Source organism: Photobacterium sp. 270122K (assembly GCF_059941365.1).
The window spans coordinates 345,064-368,616 of the sequence record NZ_JBPOEN010000002.1 but is presented as its reverse complement, the minus strand read 5'-3'; the positions used below and the strand labels follow the sequence as shown (position 1 = coordinate 368,616).

Sequence of the window (23,553 nt, the reverse complement as noted above, 5' to 3'; positions counted from 1 at the left end):
TGGCTTAACTGGAAGTCTCTATGAACAATGAAAAGCGCGTTCAGATCCTTGAACGTTTACGCGCAGAAAATCCCCATCCGGAAACGGAACTGAACTGGAGCAGCCCCTTTGAGTTACTCATTGCGGTACTCTTGTCGGCGCAAGCCACGGATGTCAGCGTCAATAAAGCCACTGACAAGCTTTATCCGGTCGCGAATACCCCACAAGCCCTCTTTGATTTGGGTGTTGACGGGGTAAAATCGTACATCAAGACGATTGGCCTGTTTAATTCAAAAGCCGAGAACGTCATCAAAACCTGCCAGATTTTGCTCGAAAAACACGGTGGTGAGGTGCCTGAAGATCGTGACGCGCTCGAAGCCCTACCGGGCGTAGGCCGCAAAACCGCTAACGTGGTGCTTAATACCGCGTTTGGTTGGCCGACCATCGCGGTCGATACTCACATTTTCCGCGTGTCGAACCGTACCAAGTTTGCGGTGGGCAAAAATGTGGATCAGGTTGAGCAGAAACTGCTGAAAGTGGTCCCGAAAGAATTCAAAGTGGATGTGCACCACTGGCTAATTTTGCACGGGCGCTACACCTGCATCGCACGTAAACCCCGTTGCGGCAGCTGCATTATTGAAGATCTTTGCGAATATAAAGACAAGGTCGATCCTGTCGACTAATCACCGATACCCCGCTTAATTCCTTCACACTAAGACACGCCGCCCCCTCGGGTACGGCGTGTTTTTTTATGGAAATCAGGAACAGGTCTTATTTACGGGGATCACATGCACGGTATCGTGTCACGCGGCGGACTTATTCTGCGTCCACTTTCCCGAAGTACTCCGTCACCATGGCACGATAAGCATTATCGTCACTGGTTGGGTCATTATATTCAATGGAATAGTACGGCATGATGCTCTCTTTCAGTTTTTCAGCCAACTGCAACTCGAGATTGTCCACACTGACTGTGCTCGTCACTTCATAAGTTTCAGCGCGGTTCAACCCCATTTCTTTGGCTTGATCCGCAGTGATCTTCTGCGCTTTTACTTGCTTCGCCAGTTCTGATTCCACTTTCGTGACATCACTGTCAACCACCACATCATCACCAGCAACCGCAGTACCCGAACTGATTGCAGCACCCAGTCCTACACTCAAGATAAGCATCCATAATTGTTTCATAGTCCACCGCCTTTCTTACTCTATTGTGATTATGGTGCCATGTAACAAGTTGCAACCCGGCACAAAATAACTGTAGTGCGCCCGCCTAATGACGCCGTTGCAAAAATAAGAAAACATCGTGGGATCACAATCCCATCGCCCCCAAAAAAAGGGCGTAAAAAAAGAGGCATAGTGCCTCTTTCTTCTTACCGATGATAATGACTACATCAAGGTGCGCCCCAACGAAATCACCACGCGACGGTTTTTATTGCGCCCAATCGGGGTCGAGTTATCCGCCACCGGACGACGCTTACCGTAGGCTTCTACCTGAATACGGTTTTTCGGTAACCCCATCGCCATAAAGTACTGCTCCAACTTCGTGGCTCGGCGTTCAGATAGCGCTTGGTTCACCTGTTTACCGCCTTGTGAGTCGGTATACGTCGCCACCAGCACCAAATCCACATCATCACTGTAACGCACAAAATCAGCAATTTGCGCCAACCGTTGTTGCGACGCTTTATTGAGCTCTTCGCTGTCTTGGGCATAGTGCAGCACGGTAAAGGCAATGTCTTCGAAACTGTAAGGCAGCAAATTATCCAGACACAGGCTGAACTGGTTATACGCCGTCTGGAATGCCACCGCAGACAGTGACACCTCAATACGCTTGTTACGGTGTTGCCAGTCTTGATAGCTAAAGGTCGGATAACGCCCCGTTTCTAGCTCTGCCAGCATTGACCACGCTATTTGACCACCAATATAGCCGTCGAACTGCTTAAAAAAGGTCAGCGTGGTAATGGATTCCGCCGCTTCACCCGGCATCCAGCGGGGAGGCATCGACACCAAATTCACATTGCGCGTTTCCCCCATCGGACGCCGCATCTTCAATTCAAAGTCCAAATTGACTTTTTTACTGGCACGAGACGTAAACTGCGCTTCGCCATAATTCGGGATCCCATGCAGCATACGGCACTCCAGCGGCGTATCGACCGCCACTTTCCATGACGACTGCGCTGGCTCTGCCACGTAAAGCTGCCGCGCAACAACGCCACTGCTCAATGCCAAACTGATTGCGGCTATACCGCATACGGTCAATGATGTTTTCGCCATTCTCTTGCCGGCCGAAGCCATTCTCAGGGTCGCGGCCGAAGCGGGCGACGTGCTTTGTGGGGGGTATTATTGTATCGGAAGTGACAGAAAAATCTTTAGCTAATCGTTATCAGCTAAAGGTTTAGCTCTGCCGACGAATCTGACATAATGTCCCCTTCACTTTTTTTGCCCGCAGTGCTATGAGCCAAGATAACGAACTAAATACGCTGAAAAGTCGCTTTCGCGGCTACTTCCCTGTCGTCATTGATGTTGAAACTGCCGGTTTCAATGCCAATACCGACGCCTTGTTGGAAATCTGTGCGGTCACGTTACAGATGGATGAAGACGGTTGGCTAAAACCGGCCACGACGTTGCATTTCCATGTGACGCCGTTTGAAGGCGCGATCATCCATAAAGAAGCCTTAGAATTTAACGGCATTCGCGACCCGTTCAGCCCATTGCGCGGCGCCGTGTCTGAAGAAGCCGCTCTAAAAGAGATTTATAAGCAGATCCGCAAAGAGCAAAAAGCCACGGGCTGCTCCCGCGCGATCATGGTGGCGCACAATGCCAACTTTGATCACAGCTTTGTGATGGCCGCGTCTGAGCGTGCGAAGCTTAAACGCAATCCGTTCCATCCGTTTGCGACCTTTGACACGGCCGCCCTCAGCGGATTGGCATTTGGTCAAACGGTATTAGCCAAAGCGTGTGCAACGGCAGAGATCCCGTTTGATAACAAAGAAGCTCACTCGGCCTTGTATGATACCGAACGTACTGCTGAGTTATTCTGCAAAATTGTCAACAAATGGAAAGCCTTGGGTGGCTGGCCATTGGTAGCGCCTCAAACAGACGAGGCTGACGTCGCGTCATAATTCAAACACGACGGTGCCACACAATCACACACAAGCCCTGTTATGCAGGGCTTGTGTGCATTTACGCTTAAACACACCAATCAATATCGCTGCCTGTTTTAAACACGCCTCTCTCCCTTCCAACTCGCCGCGCATCGCAACACCTAAAAAACAAACCATTACATAAAGTTAACATTTCATCTTTCAGCCTCTATACTGTCTGAGCGGTTTGGCATATTCCACGCAAATACAAGGTTTTAGCGATTTGTGCAGCTATACGGCCCTCCCGTGACGCTTACTGACTTTCATTCAAGGATCGGATTGCACGGTCACCTTTTAAAGAGGCGAACAGAATAATGATAAAGACGCGTACTTACATTGCACTCTCGGCAGCCCTCATGGCCTTCACAAACAGTGGCAGTGTCTATGCCGCAGGGTTTCAAGTGAATGAGCACTCCGCCTCCGGCCTTGGCCGTGCCTTTGCGGGGGATGCAGCCATCGCGGATAACGCCGCCGTTTTAGCCCGCAATCCGGCGGCCATGGCCTTGTTTGATACCATGCAACTGTCGGGCAGCCTGTCTGTCATTGAGCCGTCGATTGATGTGTCTACCGTCGGCTCCTCTCCCGCACAAACCTATAATGATATTGCGCCCGCGGCTGTGGTACCGGCCGGCTATTTTATTCAGCCACTCAGTGATCGCGTCGCATGGGGGATCGGCCTTTTCTCCAACTACGGCTTTTCTACCGACTACCCAACCGATGCCAACTTTGGCGCCCTGGCCGGTAAAACCGACCTTCTCACCCTGAATATCAATCCCAGTGTGTCATGGCGTATTAATCCACAATTGAGCGTGGGGGCCGGTGTGTCGTTAGTCTATGCCGATGCCGAACTCAATCGTCACTTTGGTGGATTGGGCACCGCCTTCGGTATTCCCCCGAGCCAGACACTGTTGAACTTGCAAGGGGACACATGGGAATGGGGCTGGAATATCGGGGCGTTATGGGAAGTGAATGACGATCATCGCTTTGGCCTGAGCTACCGATCGCAAGTGGATCTCGACTTTGATGGCAAGTTCACCGACTACCAAGGCAGCGGTGTCGCTGGCGCGAATCCCAGTAACCCGATCACCGTTGATGGCGCATTAAGCGTACCGCTACCGGCCATTGCCGAATTTGGCGGCTTCCACCAAGTCACGTCACAATGGGCGGTGCATTACGGCATTCAATGGACACAGTGGAGTGAGTTCGAGGAACTGAGAGCCACCAGCGAATCATGCAATAACAACACCTGCTTCCTCAAAAAAGAAGAATACGATGACAACGTCCGCTACTCCCTCGGTGCGACGTATAACCTCAACCCGGATTGGGTTGTGCGTGCAGGCTTTGCGTTTGATGAACAAGCTGGCGTTGCTACCCTCAGCATTCCAGACACCGATCGTTACTGGTATTCCGCCGGTGCCACCTACACTTACCACCGCCATTTAACGGTCGATATAGGCCTGACTTACCTCTACGGGAAAAGCAGCACCTTCACCGAAGAGTATGTAGACGGCCTTGAGTACACCTTTAACGGCAAAAACCACGCATGGCTTGGCGCCATCCAGCTCAATTACTTATTTTAAGCGAATTACGAATAATCCCCGTTATCATTTCCCTCCTCAAAACCACCGCCGTCACACGATTGGCGGCGGTGGCCACTCGTTAGCATCTTCATCTTTTATTCTGTCACCTTTGGCTGATAATTCAGTACGTTGCCCTCTCCGCCCCAGATCGTTTAGGAATATAATTCCCATTTCGTATGATTTTTTCCTCGACATGTTGTCATTTTTAAGCAAACTGAATGTTTTTGAGCAAAACCGCCAAAATAAATTAAAAAGAATTACACATTTAGTGTAAAAATCATGCAAATTATATCGACATAACACAACGGACGGATCTTAGTTTATGAACCCTGTAGTAGTATCGGTATGCGTCATGCTTTTACTCGCATTATTGCGGGTAAATGTTGTTGTTGCGCTTACCTTCAGCGCCATTGTCGGTGGTCTGATCGGCGGCCTGTCTTTAACAGAGACAGTCGCTGCCTTTGAAAGTGGCTTGGGTGGTGGTGCAACCACCGCATTGAGTTATGCGATGCTTGGTACGTTCGCGGTCGCGATTTCGCGCTCGGGTATTACCGATGTTTTGGCACAAAAAGTGATTAAACGTCTCAGTGGTACTGAGAACGCAGCCGCGGCAACGGGCGTAAAGTATTCTGTTATCACCATTCTTGCACTGCTTGCTATTTCTTCTCAAAACGTCATTCCGGTACACATCGCGTTTATCCCGATTGTGATCCCGCCGCTACTGCATGTTTTTGCCAAGCTAAAACTGGATCGCCGCCTGATTGCCTGTGTACTGACGTTTGGTCTAGTGACCCCCTACATGCTCTTGCCGATTGGTTTTGGGGGGATCTTCCTGAACAACATTCTGCTGAAAAACCTGCATGACAATGGGTTAGATGTCACCGCGGCACAAGTGCCCTACGCGATGATGATCCCAGCAATGGGCATGCTGTTTGGTTTGCTGGTGGCCGTCTTTTTCAGCTACCGTAAACCACGCGACTATTCCGTCGAAAAAATTCTGGCCAATGAACCAGAGCACAAAGAAATCAACATGCGTCACGTCTACATTGCCATGCTGGCGATTGTGTCGGCGTTGGGCGCACAGATCTACAGTGGTTCAATGATCATTGGTGGCTTGATGGGCTTCATGGTGTTCACGTTTGGTGGTGTGATCAAGTGGAAAGAAACCCACGATGTCTTCACCAAAGGCGTACACATGATGGCGATGATCGGCTTCATTATGATCGCGGCTGCCGGTTTTGCGTCGGTAATGAAGTCAACCGGTGGTGTAGAAACACTGGTTAGCTCGCTGGCGGATGTGATTGGTAACAACAAGCCACTGGCCGCACTCTTGATGCTGGTAGTGGGCCTGTTGGTCACCATGGGGATCGGTTCGTCGTTCTCAACCATTCCAATCCTAGCGACGATTTACGTGCCTTTGTGTATCACGTTCGGCTTCTCCCCGATGGCAACCATTGCCCTTGTGGGTACCGCAGCCGCATTGGGTGATGCGGGTTCACCCGCCTCTGATTCCACCTTGGGGCCAACGTCTGGCTTGAATGCAGATGGCCAGCACGAGCACATTTGGGAAACCGTTGTGCCGACGTTTATTCACTATAACCTGCCGTTGATTGCCTTTGGTTGGTTAGCGTCAATGGTGCTGTAACGCTTCATTTGCAACGGCAAAAAACAATACATAAAAAGACCGCTTCGGCGGTCTTTTTTATGGCCGTTATATCGCGTTAGCACCTGACGCTCCCCTGCGACAGGCAAAAAAATACCCCAACCAAGGTCAGGGTATTTTTCACACGCTGTGCATACCGCCAATAGCAGTATTCACATGGCGATGGCAATTACTCAGCCGGTGTTGCGCGCTCAGCCGCTTCTTTCACCAATGGCTGTAGTTCGCCTTTCTGGAACATCTCGATGATGATGTCACAACCGCCGATCAATTCGCCTTCAATCCATAGCTGAGGGAACGTTGGCCACTGTGCGTAAGCCGGTAGTTCAGCACGGATGTCTGGGTTTTGAAGGATATCGACATAGGCAAATTTTTCACCACATGCCATCAGCGCTTGTGCAGCCTGAGATGAGAAACCACAGCTTGGTAGTTTTGGGGAGCCTTTCATGTACAACAGAATGGCATTTTCTTCGATCTGTTGCTTAATTTTGTCGATAGTTTCCATAGCTTCCTCTTTACGACTTTACTTATAAGTTGAATCTTACAGGCATCATTCTACTGTTTCCCGCAGCGGAAAAAAATGCCTAATCGTTTTAGGGGTATTCTTTCGGCTGCACACTAAGCAGATAGCCACGTTATCATGCCGTGCCCCGCATTTCGCCTATCTTTTTTTACTCTAGCTCTTTTAATAAAGAAAAAACTTGCTAAAATGGTTTCACCGTCACAAATTCATCATCTTACACAGGTATCGTGGCAGAGATGAGAAGACGAGTCAGTTTCAAATAATAAGTTAGCTAAAGCTAACTGGAAGCAATGTCGAGGGGCACTCCCCCAAACCAATACGGAGAATCGAGCAATGGCTTTTGAATTACCCGCTCTACCATACGCAATCAACGCACTTGAGCCACACATTTCTCAAGAAACGCTTGAGTACCACCACGGTAAGCACCACAACACGTACGTTGTTAAGCTAAATGGCCTTGTTGAAGGGACTGAGCTTGCTGAGAAATCTCTAGAAGAGATCATCAAAACATCTACTGGTGGCGTATTTAACAATGCGGCTCAAATCTGGAACCACACGTTCTACTGGCACTGCCTAAGCCCAAATGCTGGCGGCGAGCCAACAGGTGCGGTTGCTGACGCGATTGTTGCTTCATTCGGTTCTTTCGACGCATTCAAAGCACAATTCACTGATTCTGCAATCAACAACTTCGGTTCGTCTTGGACATGGTTGGTAAAAAATGCAGACGGCTCTCTTGCTATCGTGAACACGTCTAACGCAGGCACGCCACTAACAGAAGAAGGTGTAACACCGCTTCTAACTGTTGACCTGTGGGAACACGCTTACTACATCGATTTCCGCAACGTACGTCCAGACTACATGGGCGCGTTCTGGGCATTGGTAAACTGGGAATTCGTTGCACAGAACCTAGCCGCGTAATCGCCTCTGCGTCTGGCAATTCAGACCCATAAAAAAACGCCTGCATTGCTGCAGGCGTTTTTGTTTGTGTTTTTCTTGATGGTTTTTCTTAATAGTTTTTCATGTCAGTCTAGCCCGTCACGTTTCTGCCACGGGCTATCTTTCATGTTATCCCGCGTATTTCTCTGACAGGATAATGCGCAGTGTACGACGTAGTGGCTCTGCCGCACCCCATAGTAGCTGATCACCCACAGTGAAGGCATTGAGGTAGTCATCACCCATTGCCAGCTTACGCAAACGACCCACAGGCACAGACAAAGTCCCCGTCACTTTCGTTGGGGTTAGCTCTTGCGCCGTGATATCACGGTCATTCGGGATCACTTTCACCCAGTCATTGTGTGACGCAATGATCGCTTCCACTTCATCCAACGGTACGTTCTTCTTCAGTTTCAGCGTCAATGCCTGGCTGTGACAGCGCATTGCACCGATACGTACACACGTGCCGTCGATCGGGATCGGGTTGTTATCAAGACCCAGGATCTTGTTCGTCTCAACCGAGGCTTTCCACTCTTCCTTGCTCTGACCGTTTTCACGCTTCACATCAATCCATGGGATCAATGAACCGGCAAGCGGTGCACCGAACTCTTGTGATGGGAAATCGGCAGAACGCATCGCTTCCGCGACTTTACGATCGATATCCAAAATAGAGGTCGCAGGGTTCGCCAACTCGCTAGAGACTGCATCGTTGATCACGCCCATCTGGCTGATCAATTCACGCATGTTCTTCGCACCCGCCCCTGACGCGGCCTGATACGTTTGAGAGGTCATCCACTCAACAAGACCCGCTTTATACAGACCACCCACGGCCATCAGCATCAAGCTAACCGTACAGTTACCGCCTGCAAACGTTGATACACCACGGTGGATGCCTTGTTGCATTTGGTCAAAGTTAATCGGATCCAATGCGATGATCGTGTCATCTTTCATGCGCAACGTCGAAGCTGCATCAATCCAGTACCCTTTCCAACCCGCTTGACGCAGCGCAGGGTAGACTTGTTCCGTGTAGCTGCCACCTTGGCAGGTAATAATGGCGTCGAGCTTTTTCAGGCTCTCGATATCAAAGGCATCTTGAAGCATGCCTGCGTCTTTCCCAAAATTCGGCGCGGGGATGCCAATTTGAGATGTCGAAAAGAAAACAGGCTCAATGACATTGAAATCGCCTTCTTCAACCATACGCTGCATGAGGACAGAACCCACCATGCCACGCCAACCCACTAAACCTACTTTCATCATGTGCACAACACTCCCTGATCATTATCTATCGGTATAACTATTGGCAATGCATCCCATGGCCTTTGGCTCACAGGTCTTGCCGATAGTTATAACGACAGGCCGCCTTACTTAGCGTCAGTCCAGCATACAAACATAAGGATAATATGCAATAAATCTGAAAAAAAAGTCATCACAATACAAACAAAACGTGTAAAAAAAGCACGTTCACGCCAAGAAGGCAACCAACTTTATTCACTCAACCGCGAATAAAACGCGCATAAATTCCGTACAACAAAACAAGAAAACGGTGTAAATAAAACCCAAAAAACCAACTAAACAAACGATAAAGCCACACCCATCAATAAAAACCAAAAAATAGGCTAAAATTTATACCTTCAATTTTTTGATCATTTATCCACATATTGATAACCTAGCCACCTTTCAAAAAAAGCAAAATATTATACTGCTTAAATCAGGATTATATGGAGTAAAAATCCGGACAATATCCATTGTTTATAGACGGACACATTTAAACACAACAGATAAAACACAACAAAAACACAACGTACGAACGTGAATTTAACAAAAACCCAAATTATAACTATGGTTTTTACGCGTTCCGCAATGATGATTGAATGAAGTCACAGAAAGAAACATTATCTGTCGTCGCCCTAGCCACATTCCGTTAGAGTAGCAACGACTAGCATATGTTTTGGTTTCATTCATGATCAGCCTGACCACACATTACGTGCAGGCTTGCTCTCTTTACAGGCTCGAACTGACAAGGTTAGAAGTATGAACACACAGACTGTAAAACTGCCGTCGATCACCCAGGTCGTGATTGCACTGGGTATTTTTCTTGCGCTGGCATTCTCTTTCACCGCACAACTGAATTTACCGATCCAATTAGCATTGTACATTGGCTGGTTTATCATCATGGCGCTGGGTATCAAACTCGGTCATGACTATAAATCATTAGAAAAAGCCGCCACAAAAGGGATTTCAAACGGCTTAGGCGCGGTATTGATCCTATTGGCTGTCGGCGCATTGGTCGGCACGTGGATTGCCGGCGGCATTGTTCCCACCATCATTTACTACGGTCTGAAAGCCATCCACCCTTCTATCTTCCTTTTGGCGACCATGTTGATCTGTTCAATGACGGCACTGGCAACCGGTACCTCTTGGGGTGCGGCTGGTACGGCGGGTATTGCAATGATGGGGATCGGTCAAGGCTTGGGTATCCCAGCGCCAATGACGGCGGGTGCGGTGCTATCAGGCTGTTACTTCGGTGATAAAATGTCACCGCTGTCTGACTCCGTGATCTTGGCCTCTTCAATGTCTAACGTTGAAATCGTTGAGCACATTAAAGGCATGCTGCCTATCGCACTGATCAGCTACGTGATCACCGGTATTCTGTTCACCGCCGTGGGCTTCCACTACGCCGGTAACGTTGACATGTCACAGGTTGAATCTGTGATTGTGGCAATGGATCAGCAGTTTGTGATTTCACCATTCTCGTTTGTTCCAGTGATCATCGTACTGGCACTGTTGGCCATGCGTCTGCCTTCTTTCCCTGTGATCTCATTGGGTTCTCTGCTGGGTATTATCTGGGCTGTGATGGTTCAGGACATGGATCCACTGCAAGCGTTTAACACCGCTTGGGCACCGTTCTCCATTAACTCTGGCGTTGATTTCATTGATGCCATTCTGAACCGTGGCGGCATGTCGTCCATGCTGAGTTCTGTTGCCGTGATCATCTTTGGTCTGGGCTTTGGTGGCTTACTGGATAAAGTCGGCGTGCTGCAAACCGTCGCGCAATTGTTTGAAAAGCGAGTGAACTCTGCAGGCAGCCTGTCGGTTTCTACCATCGCAACTGCCTTCTTGGGTAACGTCTTTGGCTCAGCGATGTATGTATCACTGATCCTGACCCCTAAAATCTGTGCGAAGAACTATGACCGCTTGGGCTACCAACGTAAGAACCTGTCCCGTAACGCAGAATTTGGTGGTACGTTGACATCAGGTATGGTGCCGTGGAGTGATAACGGTATCTACATGGCGAGTATCCTGGGTGTTGCGACGTTCTCGTACGCGCCATTCATGTGGTTAAGCTTCGTGTGTATTCTGGTGACGATTATCACCTCTTACATGGGTTGGTTCGTTGACCGCTGTCCACCGGTAGCAGAAGTCACGGAAACAGAAGAAGCGGCAACAGCCCAAGTGGCTACGCAGCAGCAAACCGCATAACGGTTTCTATCTTCCCTTTCTGACATCAAGAGCACCTACACGGTGCTCTTTTTTTATCCGCGGTCTTCGCACGCGACCCTGTTATGACAATCGCCTAATTCCTGCCGTCTAGGCGCTTCTATTCTTCGCATTTTAGCGCATCACCGCACGCTGTATGACATCACCGCCCCACACCCCGAACCACAACCCGAACCACAAAAAAGTTCAAACATATCGCATTACCGAACTTTGACTGCTATTACATAATCAGATAGTCACTTACATGCATAAAGGTGATATTTATTGGTTATTTCATTAATGAAAACATTGTTTTTACCAAAGCAAACCATTTAATTAATAAAGAAAAAACAACTACTCATGTATTTTTATTCCGATCACTCATATTAATGGTTATGAATGAGATATTAATGTAGATCAAGATCACAATTTGGCTCCTATCTGTCCTTTATAGGACTTTTCAGTGGCACATATTGACCCCGATCAAATTTTTCTCTTACTAATAAGCGAAAATAAGCGTGTTTTCTTATTTTCTGCAACATTTTGCGTCTTACACGATATGAAAGATTGTGAATTGCTGCCGATGGCCAGTTTGGCGTTTTTGATTCCTAAGAGGTTATATATGAGCAATCCCGCAGAGCAGGGTCGCAAAGTTACGATAGGCAGTTACATTGCCCTCGCCTTTGCTATCGTCTTTTTCTCAGGCGCACTACAGTCCAACCAGTGGTACGGTGTGTTTGACTTTACAACCCTAAACGGTTCATTCGGTAGCCTTGTGCACTCCGTGAATGAAACGGCTGATGGCGTACAAACAGCCAGCACCAGCATGCGTGGTAAAGGCGGTAGCGGTGCACGTGACGGTTTCATGTTTGCCCTAACCCTTATCCCTACTGTGATGTTTGCTCTAGGCATGATCAACGTGCTTGAGCACTACGGTGCCCTTGATGCGGCGCGTAAACTTCTTACACCTCTTCTGCGTCCGCTAATGGGTATTCCAGGCAGCACCGGTCTTGCATTGATCGCGTCGCTACAAAGTACCGATGCCGGCGCCGCCATGACCCGCCAGCTCAAAGATGAAGGCCACCTCACCAAGCGTGAAGCGGATGTCTTCACCATGTTCCAGTTCTCTGCCGGTGCCACCATTGTTAACTTCTTCTCTTCAGGTGCTGTGCTATTTACCCTTTCCAACATGGACGGTACCCCTGCGGTAACGGCATCCATTGGTATGGCGGTTATCGTGATGTTCGCGTTCAAATTCGTGGGTGCAAACCTGTTCCGCGTATACCTGAACATGACCGAAGGTAAAGCAGACAAAAACGAAGACGCACTGCAGACGGAGAAAGCATAATGAGCGCAGCTAAAAAACCAATGGTAACGGACATCTTCGTAGAAGGCGCTAAGAAAGGCTGGACCATCGCGACCATGTCTACCGTGCCTAACGTTCTGATGGCTTTCGTTATCATCAAAGCCCTACAAATCACCGGTGCACTTGACCTGATGGGCAGCGTGTTCTCGCCTATCATGGCGGTATTCGGCCTACCTGGTGAAGCAGCAGCCGTACTTATCGGCGCATGGATGTCGATGGGCGGCGCTGTGGGTGTTGTGATCACTCTGTTTGACGCAGGCATTCTTAACGGTAGCCACATCGCGATCCTTGCACCGGCTATCTACCTAATGGGTTCACAGGTGCAGTACCTTGGCCGTATTTTGGGTCCAATCGGTACAGAAGGCCGCTACATCCCAATCATGATCGCGATTTCAGTGATCAACGCCTTCGGCTCGATGCTGGTGATGAACCTGTTCGTTTAATCTTTTTCAAAAGGAGGCCTCGCCTCCTTTTTTTCCTGTCGCTATTCACACCCCAAAAGGGTTTTCAGGAGCAATTATGAATTTCTCACTACCAGATTACTTGGAAGAACTACGCCCACTGATCAACGTAGACTGCGGTACGCTAACGAAAGACGGCATCGAAGTTATTGCGAACCAGATGGAGCAGAAGTACCTAGACCTTGGTTGGCACGTAAAACGCGTTGACTGTGGTATTGCAGGAACCGGCCTTGAAGTCCGTAACAAGCCTGAAGCAGAAAACATTGATGTAATGCTAATCGGCCACATGGACACCGTGTTCCCAGTGGGTACCGTGGCTGCGCGTCCAATGACGTTTGACGAAAAACGTGCCTACGGCCCGGGCGTGTCAGATATGAAATCTGGCCTGCTAAACATCGTCTACATGCTACGTGAAATGGACAAAGCGACACTGGACAAACTGTCTATCTGTGTGTGCATGAACCCGGACGAAGAGATCGGCTCGCTACACTCTGAAGAGTGGCTGAAAAGCGTGGCAGTGAACGCGAAAAACGTATTGGTTGCAGAAGCAGCCCGTGCTGACGGTTCATTGGTTAAAGCCCGTAAAGGCATGGCACGCTACCGTCTAACGTTTGCCGGTAAAGCCGCACACGCCGGTAACGATCCACAAAACGGCCGCAGTGCAATCACTGAAATGGCGAACTGGATCCTTGCAGTTAACGCACTGACTAACTTTGAAACCGGCACCACACTGAACGTGGGTGTAGTGAAAGGCGGTGCAGGTGCGAACATCGTACCGGATCACGCTGAAGCGGTTGTGGATGTCCGTTTCTGGGACAACGATGAATACGCGGCGGCTGATGCAACCTTGCGTGCACTGACTGAAACGCCATTCGTTGAAGGCGTGCAGATCACCGTTGACCGTGAAGCACACAAACCGTCTATGGTTCCGTCTGAAAAAACACACGCATTGATGGCGTTGGTTGAAGAAGCGGGCCGCGAAGAAGGCATCGACATTACATGGCAAGAAGTGGGTGGCGGCTCTGACGCGAACCTGACGGCTGTGATGGGCATTCCTACACTAGATGGCCTAGGCCCAATTGGTGCGGGTTTCCACAGTGCTGATGAATACCTAGATCTAGAAAGCATTGCACCACGCATTCAGCTTTTGAAGCGTGTGATGACAAAGCTTGCCGATCAAGCTAACTAACGGCTCCCTCTATTCTCAGGGACAGACTAAGGGCGCTTCTGGCGCCCTTTCTTTTTTCTCTTTTCATCGTTTTGCCTTCTTTCTGCCACGAAAAAGCCGTTCTTATGGCCTGTTATCATAAACCGCAGGTTCTGCTGATTTATCCGCCTCATTCCCTCTCAATACATCACGTTTGAGGTAAAACACACACCTCACCTTATAAAGTATCATTTGAAATGCATGTTATTTTCGTAAATTGATCTCAATCAATGAATCACGGGCAAAGTCGCCGTATCCTTACCGCATAAGTTGCAAAACAAATATACCTTTAAAAAAGGATGCAGTAATGTCGAATCTAGCAATGTTCTGTCACCAGTGTTCAATGGCCCAATCTGGCGGTTGTGGTAGCAGCGGTAAAACCCAAGGTACTTGCGGCAAAGATGAAAACCTCTCTCGCCTGCAAGACATTATGATTTTTGGTCTGAAAGGCCTGTCAGCGTACCGCACACACGCCAACGATTTAGGTGCTGATACCAAATCTGTCGATGACGTCATTGCAGAAACCCTGTACTTCACCCTCACCAATGTCAACTTTAGCTTTGATCAACACATTGCCCAGCTAATGAAAATTGGCGGCGCGGGCAGTGAAATGATGGCGCGTTTGGGCGAAGCGCACCACAACCGTTTAGGTGTACCTACTCCGGTTTGCGTGCCGCAAAACAAAGCGGAAGGCAAAGGTATTTTGGTTACAGGCCACGATCTTGAGCTGCTAGAACGCCTGCTGATTGCCACTGAAGGCACCGGTATTAATGTGTACACCCACTCTGAAATGCTGCCTGCACACGGTTACCCTGAACTGCGTAAATTCAGCCATCTGAAAGGCAACGTGGGTAAAGCCTGGTTTGATCAGAAGAAACTATTCCAACAGTGGAACGGCACCATCATCGTGACCACCAACTGCATCGTACCACCGACAGGCCGCGCGGATTACGCCGACCGCCTGTACAGCTACGGCATTGTGGGCATTGATAACTGCCGCCAGCTTGAAAACGATTTTGCACCGATCATTGAACACACGCTCAGCCTGCCTGACATCGAAGGCTTCGAGAGCGCTGACACCATCATGACCGGTCACAACTACAAAACGATCTTGGGCTTGGCACCACAGATCCTTGACGCGGTGAACGCTGGTCAAATCAAACAGTTCTTCGTGGTGGCAGGCTGTGACAAGCCGGGCAAACAGAATGATTACTTCCGCGAATTGGCGCTGTCTATTCCTGACGATTGCATCATCCTGACCTCATCATGCGGTAAGTTCCGTTTCAACGACCATGATTTCGGTACCATCCCAGGTACAGAGATCCCACGTTACCTTGACCTTGGCCAATGTAACGACAGCTACGGCGCCGTGATGATTGCACTGGCGCTGAGTGATGCGATGGGCGTGCCAGTGAACGACCTACCGGTCAACATTGTGCTGTCTTGGATGGAACAAAAAGCGGTATTGATCCTATTGGCGCTGTTCAATCTGGGTATCCAGAACATTTACTTGGGTCCAAACCCACCTGAGTTCGTGAACGAAGCGATCTTCACCTTCCTGCAGCAGCAATTTAATTTGCAGCTGACCGGCGATGCACACGCCGATCTTGAAAAGATGCTGAACCCACAACCTCAGCTAACGGTGGTTGAGGTGTAATCACCGCACCCCCGAGGGGCACGCCTGTCATACCGTGACAGCGTGTCCCTGCTCTTCCCGAGAGTCCTTCCTCTCACCCCATCCCTCTGAGGTTTCTTCGTCGTCATTACAGTGCCCGTTCGCTGGAGTTCACTATGTCTGTACATTCTCAATCAACACGGGATCGCTCCCCGTTAACCGCGCCTCGCTTTGCCACCCTGGATGGCAATGATGCCGCCGCCTCTATCGCTTATCGCTGCAATGAAGTGATTGGCATCTACCCCATTACACCGTCTTCCCCGATGTCGGAAGCCTGTGAAGTGTGGGAATCACAAGGTAAAACCAATCTATGGGGACAGGTTCCCCGCGTGATTGAAATGCAATCGGAAGGCGGTGCCGCCGGTGCGGTACACGGGGCGTTAATGGCTGGCGCCATGGCTACCACGTTCACCTCCTCACAGGGTTTGCTGCTGAAAATTCCCAACATGTACAAAATTGCCGGTGAACTGACGCCGTTTGTCATGCATGTCGCGGCGCGTACGCTCGCCACCCACGCGCTCTCCATTTTCGGTGATCACTCCGATGTCATGGCCGTGCGCCAAACTGGTTTTGCCATGCTCGCCGCAGGCAGCGTACAACAAGCTCACGATTTTGCCTTGATCAGCCACGCGGCGACGTTGGCCAGCCGTATTCCATTCGTGCACTTCTTTGATGGTTTCCGTACATCGCACGAAATCAACAAAATCGCCCTGATTGACGATGCCACCCTCACCGCGATGATCGAGCAAGAACAGGTGGATGCCTTCCACCAGCGCGCACTCACGCCAGATGCTCCCAGCATTCGCGGCACCGCACAAAACCCAGATACGTTCTTCCAAGCGCGTGAAGCCGCTAACCGGTATTACCAAGCCTGCCCACACATTGTGGCCGACACCATGGCACGCTTTGCGACCCTAACAGGGCGTGACTACAAGCCGTTTGACTATTACGGTCACCCTGATGCCACCGACATGATTATCGTCATGGGCTCCGCCAGCGCGACCGTGCAACAAGCGGTCGATCACCGCCTCGCACAAGGCGAACGTGTCGGCATGATCAGTGTGAACCTGTACCGTCCTTTTTCGCTCGACCATCTGCTGACCGTGATGCCGCACAGCATCCAACGCATTGCCGTGTTGGATCGCACCAAAGAGCCCGGCGCCACAGGCGAACCGTTATACCTTGATGTGATGGCGGCGCTGCAACAAGCCGTACACCGTGGCGAACGCACACACTGCCCAATCATCATGGGGGGACGTTATGGGCTATCGTCGAAAGAATTTACCCCTGCCGATGCAGTTAGCATTTTTACCTCCATGGCGACAGACACACTACACCATGACTTCACCGTGGGTATCACCGACGACATCACCCATTTGTCGTTACCGGCTGCCACACCACTCGACATCGAACCGTCTTCACGTCTGCGTGCCTTGTTCTATGGCCTTGGTGCCGACGGGACGGTCAGTGCCAACAAAAACACCCTCAAAATTTTGGGTGAAAACACCCCGTTGCACGCACAAGGTTACTTTGTGTATGACTCGAAAAAGTCAGGCGGGATCACCACCTCGCACCTGCGTATCGACACCGATGCTATCGAAGCACCGTATTTGATCCAGCAAGCCGACTTCATTGCGTGCCACCAATTCCCGTTCCTCAACAAACTGGAAATGGTCGAAAAAGCCGCCCATGGCGCGACCTTGCTGTTGAACGCACCGTATGCAGCAGATGCCGTGTGGGATCACCTGCCACAAGAAGTACAGCAAGCCATCATTGATAAGCAACTGTCCCTCTACGTGATTGATGCCGTTGCACTGGCACGCGAACTGGGGCTGAAAAACCGCATTAATACCATTATGCAGACCGGCTTCTTTGCCCTGAGCAACCTCATGCCACTGGATGAGGCCATTGCAAAACTCAAGATCGCGATTGAGAAAAGCTACAGCAAACGTGGCCCTGCCATCGTGGCCGCGAACCATGCCGCCGTTGATGCCACCGTGGCACGCTTAGACGCCGTGACTATCCCAGCGCAAGCTACCAGCCTGTTCCGTCGCCCACCGGTGGTGAATGAACGTGCGCCGGATCTGGTTAAACACGTCAGCGCGATGATGATGGCCGACAAAGGCGATCAACTGCCTGTCAGCGCCTTCCCCGTCGATGGCTGCTGGCCAACCGGCACCACGCAATGGGAAAAACGCAACATTGCCCAAGAGATCCCAGTGTGGGAAGAAGACTTATGTACCCAATGTAATATTTGTACCTTGGTGTGCCCACATGCGGCGATCCGCGCCAAAGCCGTCTCGCCGGACGCACTTGCAGATGCCCCTGAGGGCTTTAAGCACACCGATTACAAACAGCGTGATTTCAAAGGCCAAGCGTACACTTTGCAAGTGTCACCGATGGACTGTACCGGTTGTAACCTGTGCACCACGGCGTGTCCGGCCAGCGACAAAAACGATCCGTCACGCAAAGCCATCAATCTGGCACCGAAGCAACCGCAGTTAACTGAACAGCAAACCCACTACGACTACTTCTTGGATCTGCCTGAGGTTGAACGCATTGACATCAAACGCATTGATGCGCGCACCAGTCAGTTATTACAGCCGCTGTTTGAATATTCCGGCGCCTGCTCTGGCTGTGGGGAAACGTCTTACGTGAAACTGCTGACCCAACTGTTTGGCGACCGTCTTTTGATCGCTAACGCCACTGGGTGTTCGTCCATTTATGGCGGGAACTTACCGACCACACCGTATACCGTCGACAAACACGGTCGCGGTCCGGCATGGGCCAACTCCTTGTTTGAAGATAACGCCGAATTTGGTTTAGGCATGCGCTTGGCGCTCGATAGCAAGCGCAATACCGCCCTAACATTGCTGGACACCGCGGCCGATTTCATCCCGCACGAACAACTGGCACAAATGAAAACCGATGCCTTTGACAGCAGCGAAGTAGCGGTTGTACGCCAACGTGAAAACATTGCGCATTTACGTGCACAACTGCCGTATTCGCACCGTCAACTTGATCAAAAAGCCGATGACTTGGTGGCGAAAAGCAACTGGATTGTCGGCGGCGATGGCTGGGCGTATGACATTGGTTTTGGTGGCCTAGACCATGTGCTGGCAGGTGGCGATAACGTCAATGTGCTGGTGATGGACACCCAAGGCTACTCCAATACCGGTGGTCAGCAATCTAAAGCGACGCCAACGGGCGCGGTCGCTAAATTTGCCACCCAAGGTAAAACCAGCAACGGCAAAGACTTGGCGCTGAACATGATGATGCACGGCAACGTGTACGTGGCCAAAATTGCCCTTGGCGCCAACATGAACCAGACCATTAAAGCACTGCAAGAAGCCGAAGCGTATCCGGGACCGTCATTGGTCATCGCCTACTCACCGTGCATCACCCACGGTTTTGATATGGCAGAAGGCGTAGAACACCAACAACTGCTGGTGGAATCTGGCCTGTGGCCGCTGTTCCGCTTTGATCCGCGTCGCTTGGAAAAAGGACGTGCAGCGTTGCAGATGGATTCCAAACCACCGAAGAAAGATGTCGACGCCCTGATTAGCCGCGAAGCACGCTTTACCCAAATTGCCCGTCGGGACCCGCAACGTTACCAAGCGAACCTCGACCGATTACGCGAACAAGTGGCCCATAAGCACCGCCTGCTCGAGCAGTTAGCGCAATGGACACCAGAACCGCAGAACGCCTAACTAATAACGCATAGCACTTAGCACTTAGCACTTAGCACTTAGCACTTAGCATTTTTAACTGATTGAGGCCGTGGCACACCGCCCGGCCTCCCCAAGAAACACGGAGATACCATGGCTACTATTGGCATTTTTTTCGGTAGCGATACCGGTAACACAGAAAACGTCGCAGCAAAGATCGCGGCACACCTTGATCTTGAAGCTCAAGACATTGCTGGCAACGACAACGCCATTTTTGATGACTATGATTTTTTGATTTTGGGTACGCCAACCGCCAACTACGGTGAAATGCAACCGGATTGGGATTACTTTGTGCCGGAATTGGAAGACGCGGATCTGAACGACAAAACGGTGGCGCTATTTGGTTTGGGTGATCAGGTGGACTACCCTGACAGCTACTTGGATGCCATGGGCGATTTGGCGGAACTGATTGAGCAAGCAGGCGGTAAGCTGGTGGGCGAATGGCCAACCGACGGTTACACATTCAATGATTCACGCGCTGTCAGAGACGGCCAGTTTGTCGGCCTCGCGTTAGATGAAGACCGTCAACCGGAGCTCACAGACAGCCGTATTGCCGATTGGTTGAAGCAACTGGGGCTATCCGCGTAGTTCCCCTCGCTTCTCGTCAGCCCCCTTATATGGGAGCAAATGACGCAGAAACAACAAGGGCAGCCGAATAAGCTGCCCTTTTGCATGTTTGTTCACTGACACTATGGGTTCACAGACGGTATAACGCGCGCCTTACGGCTCGATGGAAGTCGATGTATCGACGTTTTCACCTCGCCGCAAACAATCTAGCTTGAACTTCAGTGCTTGAACCGGATTACGCCAAGAAAATTTAGGCATCGTCCAGCGAATGACGTGCGCCAACTCCAGCCGTTTTGCCGGTTGATAGCAATGGCACTGGCATTGGGAACAGTTTGGCTTCTCATTGCCTAACCGGCAGTTTGTTATCCGGTTTTCCACGTACTCAATGAGTGCCTCACAATCAGGGCACACTACCGCGCCCCGGTGCAGCGTTTTACAGTAAAGTCGAATCATCGCTTTAGCCGTATCCAGTTCACGCTGCTGACGAACTGGACGATTAGTTTGTACGTTCATAGTGGCGATATTATCCACCGCGCGCTTGCCTTGCCTCTGATCTAGATCAAGATTGCTTGATGAACTACCCCGCCAACGGAAGGATTTTTTACAATGCGAGAGATCGCACTGAGAATATCCCTCGTGTCTGATAGCCCCAATTTCGTGTTTTGCGAAAAAAAACACATCCTCTATACGCAAAAAACACAGCAGCAAACGCAACAATACATGACCTATAACACCGTTTCTTCGTTGTCTTCTACCGCATCGGTACGGCGTCTTTCTCGCTGCACAAACACAGCGGGATCAGGTGCGTGATATTCTTCAATCGCCACTGCCGCCTCCGCCTGCGCGATATGTTCACGTAATCCCACCATATAAGTGTTAATTTCATCCTCTAACCCAGTGATGGTTCGCCCTAACCATGCCCTCTCTTGTGACGGCAAGGTATGCTCTGTTTTCAAATGTTTTTCCAGATACTCGCTAACCGCATGCAGTTGTGCAGCACCGACACTGCCCGCCACCCCTTTTAATGTGTGTGCAATACGGTGGGCGCTATCGTTATCCCCTTCCTCCAGCGCCTGTGAAAAACGCACGGCATCTTGACCGTGATCTTCCACAAAAAGTTCGAGCAACATCAGCACCGACTCGTGACAGCCATCCATACTATTGAGCAAGAAATCCGAGTCAAACACCGATAACGCCGACCAGCCATGCAGGTCATCCGGTGCCGTAGACTCGCTTGGCGCGACGATCGAAGACGCTTCAACGTCCCCTTCATCATTCGCCCCCATTTTATCGGCAACCCACGCATCCATATGGGCACAATCCGTCATCACCGTATTGTCTGACGCGACAGTCTGAGTCGTTGCTGCAGATTCTGTTGCTGGCAACTCTGCCGACGCAAAAGAATCCGCTGAACATCCCACATCAACGTCTTCCTCACTGGTAACCTGCGCACTCGCCATGACGTTATTTTTCAGATATCGATTCACCGCCAAGCCCGTACCAGCCACCACGACCATCACCGCGAAAGCGATCCCCCAATATCCCCACAAACTGGGAGTGGTCATGCTGAATAAGACACCCGTAACAATCGCACAAAGAGACAGGCCCCCCAACACCAATGAAATAAAGCGAAAGCGAGAAAGCGTATGACGTGATTTCATATCAGCTCCTGTCTATGTGAAAACACCTAGATGTGAAAACACCTAGATGTGAAAACACCTAGATGTGAAAAGCACTTATATGTAAAAAGCACTTAGGGAAGCATCCATCTGCTTACATAAAAACCGTCACAAATGAACAACAATGCATACAAATAAAGGTAGACAAAAAAACAGGAAGGCGACAAATGAAAAAACGGGCAATACGGTTATCCGTATTGCCCGTTTCGGGTCTGGCTTACAGCAAAGAAGCCAGGAAAAGGATCAGTTATCGCTGTTTAAACGGCGTAACAGCTGATCTTTTAGATTTGGCGGCACCCCTTTCAATGTCAGAGTGTCACTCTCTGCATCATAGAAAATGCGCTCACCCAGCAGCATACTGTCAAAGTTGATGGTCACACCGCCCCCTGAACCAACAAACTTGGTCAGCTTGCGCATCGCCGTGCGATCAGCAGGGAAGCTTTCTTCCAACTCATACCCCTGCTTAGAGGTGAATTGGTAAAAATCGGTGCCATCTTCAGATTCCGGCAGTTCTGCCGCCAATTCTTTGATGGTCACTTCATCACCCGATTGCAGCTGACCGTTGCAGTAGTCGTATACCTGCTTGCGGTACTGCTGCTTTTCTTCTTTGTCTAAGCGCGAATCCGCACAAAAATCTTCCACCGCCTGCATCAGCACCTGGTTTTGTACTTTGACATCCAAACCCACTTCGGCTTGCAAGAAATCCAAGAAGAAATCCGCGATCTTACGGCCAACACGCCCTTTGATGTACGTCAGGTAACGGTTTGATTCTGCATCCGTCTCCCAAGAAGACAAATCAATACGGGCCACGATATCCATCTTCGCGACATCCAAGTAATCGGTCGCGCTGATGTCCAGTTGCTCGGTCACTTTCATGCTATGACAAGTTGGCAGCAAGCCAATAAACAGATAATCCGTCGCCAGTGATTGGTATTCTGCAATCACAAGAGTGCCCACATCGGCAAACGGGTATTTCGCCAATTCTGCCTGCAAACGCTGCGCAGATTGGTTAGAAAAGGTCAGAAAATCCATTTCTCCACGGCGAACTTGCTTCAACCAATGGCTAAACTCACTGTCATCAGCGAAATGACCGAAGCCCTTTGCGCCTTTACTGCTATAAACGCGATGTAGCTCAGCAACTAAATCTTCTGTGGATGCATCGTTTTCAAGTGTTTGTTTTCGTAGATGAACTTCCAGTTCATCGTTGCCATTCTTAATCAATTGATGAAGGATGACATTGGAAAGGTTCAGACTCATAATGGAAAAGTTTCAGTAAATCTAAAGTGTAGGTTATTATAAGTCGCTTTCTTTAACATTAAACAAGATTAAACAAGACTTCCTATGCCAATTACTTCAAAATACACCAATAAAAAAGTTGAACAAATCATTGATGACGTGTTCGATGTACTAGAAAAGCATGACGCTACTGCAGAGCTAGCCCTAATGGTGGTCGGTAACATCGCGACAAACATCATCAACGCTGACGTGCCTGCATCGCAAAGGAAAGCCATCGCAGAGAAATTTGCACACGCTCTGCAATCTTCGATCAAAGAAGACTAATCTTGTTAGCTTGCGTTACAG

General features: G+C 50.0%; 20 protein-coding genes. 13 read left to right on the top strand and 7 right to left on the bottom strand.

Features of this window, described 5'->3' with window-relative positions; translation table 11 throughout:
* Positions 1 to 20 precede the first annotated feature (20 nt).
* The gene (gene nth, locus ACSF8W_RS04835) at positions 21 to 662 is read left to right on the top strand and encodes an endonuclease III (RefSeq protein WP_500845538.1); all 642 of its coding nucleotides are present in this window, start codon (positions 21 to 23) and stop codon (positions 660 to 662) included.
* 133 nt (positions 663 to 795) lie between these two features.
* Here the strand turns inward: nth and ACSF8W_RS04830 are convergent, their stop codons facing one another.
* Positions 796 to 1,161, bottom strand: coding sequence for a hypothetical protein (locus ACSF8W_RS04830; RefSeq protein WP_500845536.1), 366 nt, complete (start codon positions 1,159 to 1,161; stop codon positions 796 to 798).
* 201 nt (positions 1,162 to 1,362) lie between these two features.
* A complete protein-coding gene (gene motY, locus ACSF8W_RS04825; protein ID WP_500845534.1) occupies positions 1,363 to 2,247 on the bottom strand; it encodes a flagellar protein MotY in 885 nt (294 codons plus the stop codon).
* 179 nt (positions 2,248 to 2,426) lie between these two features.
* On the opposite strand from motY, the gene rnt reads away from it, so the two are divergent.
* From rnt to ACSF8W_RS04810, 3 genes are all read left to right on the top strand, one after another.
* The gene (gene rnt, locus ACSF8W_RS04820; RefSeq protein WP_500845532.1) at positions 2,427 to 3,095 is read left to right on the top strand and encodes a ribonuclease T; all 669 of its coding nucleotides are present in this window, start codon (positions 2,427 to 2,429) and stop codon (positions 3,093 to 3,095) included.
* A gap of 332 nt (positions 3,096 to 3,427) precedes the next feature.
* The gene (locus tag ACSF8W_RS04815) at positions 3,428 to 4,696 is read left to right on the top strand and encodes an outer membrane protein transport protein (protein ID WP_500845922.1); all 1,269 of its coding nucleotides are present in this window, start codon (positions 3,428 to 3,430) and stop codon (positions 4,694 to 4,696) included.
* Between the two features lie 322 nt (positions 4,697 to 5,018).
* On the top strand, positions 5,019 to 6,341 hold the full coding sequence (locus ACSF8W_RS04810) for a Na+/H+ antiporter family protein (RefSeq protein WP_500845530.1): 1,323 nt from the start codon (positions 5,019 to 5,021) through the stop codon (positions 6,339 to 6,341).
* 187 nt (positions 6,342 to 6,528) lie between these two features.
* Here the strand turns inward: ACSF8W_RS04810 and ACSF8W_RS04805 are convergent, their stop codons facing one another.
* A complete protein-coding gene (locus ACSF8W_RS04805; RefSeq protein WP_500845528.1) occupies positions 6,529 to 6,861 on the bottom strand; it encodes a Grx4 family monothiol glutaredoxin in 333 nt (110 codons plus the stop codon).
* Positions 6,862 to 7,212: 351 nt separating this feature from the next.
* On the opposite strand from ACSF8W_RS04805, the gene sodB reads away from it, so the two are divergent.
* Positions 7,213 to 7,797: a superoxide dismutase [Fe] gene (sodB, locus tag ACSF8W_RS04800; protein WP_428476885.1), complete on the top strand. Its 585-nt coding sequence runs from the start codon at positions 7,213 to 7,215 to the stop codon at positions 7,795 to 7,797.
* A 147-nt stretch (positions 7,798 to 7,944) separates the two neighbouring features.
* Here sodB and asd read toward each other — a convergent pair whose 3' ends face one another.
* Positions 7,945 to 9,066: an aspartate-semialdehyde dehydrogenase gene (gene asd / locus ACSF8W_RS04795; protein ID WP_500845920.1), complete on the bottom strand. Its 1,122-nt coding sequence runs from the start codon at positions 9,064 to 9,066 to the stop codon at positions 7,945 to 7,947.
* A gap of 777 nt (positions 9,067 to 9,843) precedes the next feature.
* On the opposite strand from asd, the gene nhaC reads away from it, so the two are divergent.
* From nhaC to fldA, 7 genes are all read left to right on the top strand, one after another.
* Positions 9,844 to 11,292, top strand: a complete 1,449-nt coding sequence (nhaC, locus tag ACSF8W_RS04790; RefSeq protein ID WP_500845525.1) for a Na+/H+ antiporter NhaC — start codon at positions 9,844 to 9,846, stop codon at positions 11,290 to 11,292.
* A gap of 619 nt (positions 11,293 to 11,911) precedes the next feature.
* Positions 11,912 to 12,637, top strand: coding sequence for a nucleoside recognition domain-containing protein (locus tag ACSF8W_RS04785; RefSeq protein ID WP_500845523.1), 726 nt, complete (start codon positions 11,912 to 11,914; stop codon positions 12,635 to 12,637).
* Entirely contained in the window at positions 12,637 to 13,098 is a 462-nt protein-coding gene (locus ACSF8W_RS04780; RefSeq protein WP_428476888.1) for a YjiG family protein, read from the top strand. The genes ACSF8W_RS04785 and ACSF8W_RS04780 overlap by 1 nt, the downstream gene beginning before the upstream one ends.
* A gap of 76 nt (positions 13,099 to 13,174) precedes the next feature.
* On the top strand, positions 13,175 to 14,305 hold the full coding sequence (locus tag ACSF8W_RS04775) for a M20 family metallopeptidase (RefSeq protein WP_500845521.1): 1,131 nt from the start codon (positions 13,175 to 13,177) through the stop codon (positions 14,303 to 14,305).
* A 325-nt stretch (positions 14,306 to 14,630) separates the two neighbouring features.
* Entirely contained in the window at positions 14,631 to 15,980 is a 1,350-nt protein-coding gene (gene hcp / locus ACSF8W_RS04770) for a hydroxylamine reductase (protein ID WP_500845519.1), read from the top strand.
* A gap of 134 nt (positions 15,981 to 16,114) precedes the next feature.
* Positions 16,115 to 19,708 carry a pyruvate:ferredoxin (flavodoxin) oxidoreductase gene (gene nifJ / locus ACSF8W_RS04765; protein ID WP_500845517.1) on the top strand — a complete coding sequence of 1,198 codons (3,594 nt, stop codon included), beginning with the start codon at positions 16,115 to 16,117 and terminating at the stop codon, positions 19,706 to 19,708.
* Positions 19,709 to 19,819: 111 nt separating this feature from the next.
* Positions 19,820 to 20,314 (top strand): flavodoxin FldA, encoded by a 495-nt coding sequence (gene fldA / locus ACSF8W_RS04760; RefSeq protein ID WP_500845515.1) that lies wholly within the window; start codon positions 19,820 to 19,822, stop codon positions 20,312 to 20,314.
* A gap of 132 nt (positions 20,315 to 20,446) precedes the next feature.
* On the opposite strand, the gene ACSF8W_RS04755 is transcribed toward fldA, so the two are convergent.
* From ACSF8W_RS04755 to yejK, 3 genes are all read right to left on the bottom strand, one after another.
* Entirely contained in the window at positions 20,447 to 20,806 is a 360-nt protein-coding gene (locus tag ACSF8W_RS04755; RefSeq protein WP_500845513.1) for a nitrous oxide-stimulated promoter family protein, read from the bottom strand.
* A gap of 212 nt (positions 20,807 to 21,018) precedes the next feature.
* Positions 21,019 to 21,954 carry an Hpt domain-containing protein gene (locus ACSF8W_RS04750; RefSeq protein ID WP_500845511.1) on the bottom strand — a complete coding sequence of 312 codons (936 nt, stop codon included), beginning with the start codon at positions 21,952 to 21,954 and terminating at the stop codon, positions 21,019 to 21,021.
* 261 nt (positions 21,955 to 22,215) lie between these two features.
* Positions 22,216 to 23,229: a nucleoid-associated protein YejK gene (gene yejK / locus ACSF8W_RS04745; RefSeq protein WP_500845509.1), complete on the bottom strand. Its 1,014-nt coding sequence runs from the start codon at positions 23,227 to 23,229 to the stop codon at positions 22,216 to 22,218.
* Between the two features lie 84 nt (positions 23,230 to 23,313).
* On the opposite strand from yejK, the gene ACSF8W_RS04740 reads away from it, so the two are divergent.
* Positions 23,314 to 23,532 carry a YejL family protein gene (locus ACSF8W_RS04740; protein WP_500845507.1) on the top strand — a complete coding sequence of 73 codons (219 nt, stop codon included), beginning with the start codon at positions 23,314 to 23,316 and terminating at the stop codon, positions 23,530 to 23,532.
* The last annotated feature ends 21 nt before the right edge of the window (positions 23,533 to 23,553 follow it).